Consider the following 2,668-nt stretch of genomic DNA (forward strand, 5'->3'; position numbering starts at 1 on the left):
GGTCGATGCTCACGCTGCGCACCGCGCCGCCGCCGGCCAGGTGCGGCCCACCCTCGTCGAGCCAATCACGTTTGCCCACAAGCACTCCCGCGCCGAACGGGGCGTAGAGCTTGTGTCCGGAGAACGCCAGGTAGTCCACACCGAGTGCCGCGATGTCGACCCGCCGATGCGGAACCAGCTGGGCACCGTCGACCGCGATGCGTGCGCCGTGCCGATGCGCCAGAGCGGCGAGTTCCGCGATGGGCAGCACCTCACCGGTGACGTTCGATGCGCCCGTGATCGCCAGCAGCGCAGCAGGTTTCGCGGCAAGCTCCGCGTCGAGACGCGTGATGGTCTCGGCCAGGGTCGACGCGGCCACCACCACTCGTCGATCACGCCACGGGAGCAGGTTGGCGTGGTGCTCGATGTCGAGTACCACGGTCTCACCCGGCACGCATGCGGCCAGCAGGTTCAGCGAGTCGGTGGTGTTCCGCGTGAACACCACCACCGAATCGTTCTGCGCACCAACGAAATCGGCGACCGTCACCCGCGCCTTCTCGTACGCGGCCGTGGAGACCCGTGAGGCGTAGCCGGCACCGCGATGCACACTCGAGTAGAACGGCAGCAGTTCCGCGATCCGATCGGTCACCGCGTCCAGTGCAGGCGCGCTGGCGGCGTAATCGAAGTTCGCATAGGTGCAGGTGCCGCCGTGGACCAGCGGTACCTGTAGATCCGTGCCCGAAACAGGGGCAAAAGGAGCACAGGGGCGGGAAAGTACAGATGTCATGACAGATCGAGCCCTCACGTTCGAGGGACCCGCAACCGAAGGATGTGGTGAGCGAGTCCGCGCTTGCCGCGCCGGTTTTCCGGAGTCGGCCTGGTCGTCACCCGGAGCACCCCACCGCGGAGGAGGGTTGCCGACCAGCTAGCCGGGGCTTGATGCTGGTACTCGTGACCGTGAAGAAGACATTTGCAAACTCGCTGCGGTTTTGTCAAGCCGGGACTCACCCGTAGGCCGCAGTAGGATTCCCGCGGTGGGAAGGCGCGCTCGTTCACCTGCTGGCAAACAGAACGTGAGATAACCAACGGCGCTGCTGCTCACCAGCACCACAGAGTCATCACAAGAAGAAACGAGAAGGGCGCCCGGTTGTCTGTGCATCAAGAGAACGATCTGCCGGGTTCGAGCGCGGACATCGCACCTGCACCGGCGGCGTTTCTTCGCTCACCCCAGGCTCCACCCGCCCGGACGCTCATCGACATTCTCCGCGACACGGCCCATCGTTTTCCCGACGCACCCGCGATCGACGACGGTGCCGTGTCGGTCAGTTACTCGGAGTTGTTGGACGACATCGCCGAGGGCGCTCAGTGGCTCGCCAATGCCGGTGTCAGGCGCGGCGATCGCGTCGGGATCCGCATGCCGTCGGGTTCCTTCTCCCTCTACGTCGCGATCTTGTCGATCCTTCAGGTCGGTGCGGCATACGTGCCGGTGGACGCGGACGATCCCGAGGAGCGCGCCGAGTTGGTCTTCGGCGAGGCACAGGTGACCGCCATCGTCACTGCGGGCGGAATCGCCGCCGGTACTGCCCCCAAGCAGGACATTCCCCAGCACGATCTTTCCGAACACAATGCCGGACCACCGACCCCGCAGGACGACGCGTGGGTCATCTTCACCTCGGGTTCGACGGGCACTCCCAAGGGCGTTGCGGTCAGTCATCGCAATGCGGCGGCGTTCGTCGACGCCGAGGCCCGCATGTTCCTGCAGAAGGATCCGCTCGGTCCCGGCGATCGAGTGTTGGCCGGACTGTCGGTGGCGTTCGACGCGTCGTGCGAGGAGATGTGGCTGGCGTGGCGGCACGGTGCATGCCTGGTTCCCGCGCCCAGGTCGTTGGTGCGGTCCGGTTTCGATCTGGGTCCGTGGCTCGTCTCCCGCGACATCAGCGTCGTTTCGACGGTGCCCACGCTCGCATCGCTGTGGCCCGCGGTGGCGTTGGAAGCGGTACGGCTGCTCATCTTCGGCGGCGAAGCTGCCCGCCGGAACTGGCCGAGCGGCTCGCCGTCGAAGGCCGTGAGGTCTGGAACACGTATGGCCCCACCGAGGCGACGGTAGTCGCGTGTGCGGCGATCATGGACGGCAAGGGCCCGGTCCGGATCGGTCTCCCCCTCGACGGGTGGGACCTCGCGGTGGTCGACGGCTCCGGCACCCCGGTACAGGTCGGCGAAATCGGTGAGTTGGTCATCGGCGGCGTCGGACTCGCTCGGTATCTCGATCCGGCCAAGGACGCCGAGAAGTACGCGCCCATGCCGTCTCTCGGGTGGGACCGGGCGTATCGCAGCGGCGATCTGGTCAAGCTCGAGCTCGAAGGTCTGTTGTTCCAGGGTCGCGCCGACGATCAGGTCAAGCTCGGCGGTCGACGCATCGAGCTCGGCGAGATAGACAATGCGCTGCAAGCACTTCCGGGCGTCGGCGGCGCGGCGGCCGCCATCCGCAAGACGGCTGCGGGAAACTCGGTGCTCGTCGGATATCTCGCGAGCACCAACCCCGATTTCGATCTCGAAGCCGCTCGCGAATTGCTCGCCGAGCAATTGCCTGCGGCACTGGTCCCGCGGCTTGCATTGGTCGACGAGATGCCCACGCGCACCTCGGGCAAGGTCGACCGCAATGCGCTGCCGTGGCCCCTGCCCGGCATGG

The 2,668-nt window shown here is 66.6% G+C and carries 1 protein-coding gene, 1 pseudogene and 1 riboswitch; of the genes and pseudogenes, one reads left to right on the top strand and one right to left on the bottom strand.

All coding sequences use genetic code 11. The features are described from left to right. On the bottom strand, positions 1 to 766 hold a 766-nt coding region (locus RHBS_RS26675; protein ID WP_128646856.1), incomplete at its 3' end, for an aminotransferase class V-fold PLP-dependent enzyme. 54 nt (positions 767 to 820) lie between these two features. Beyond that, positions 821 to 936, bottom strand: a riboswitch (SAM riboswitch). A 214-nt stretch (positions 937 to 1,150) separates the two neighbouring features. Here RHBS_RS26675 and RHBS_RS26680 point away from each other — a divergent pair. Further along, positions 1,151 to 2,668, top strand: a pseudogene (locus RHBS_RS26680) (amino acid adenylation domain-containing protein); the annotation flags it as partial.

The sequence above is a fragment of the Rhodococcus sp. BS-15 genome (assembly GCF_000813105.1).
Taxonomy (GTDB): domain Bacteria; phylum Actinomycetota; class Actinomycetes; order Mycobacteriales; family Mycobacteriaceae; genus Rhodococcoides.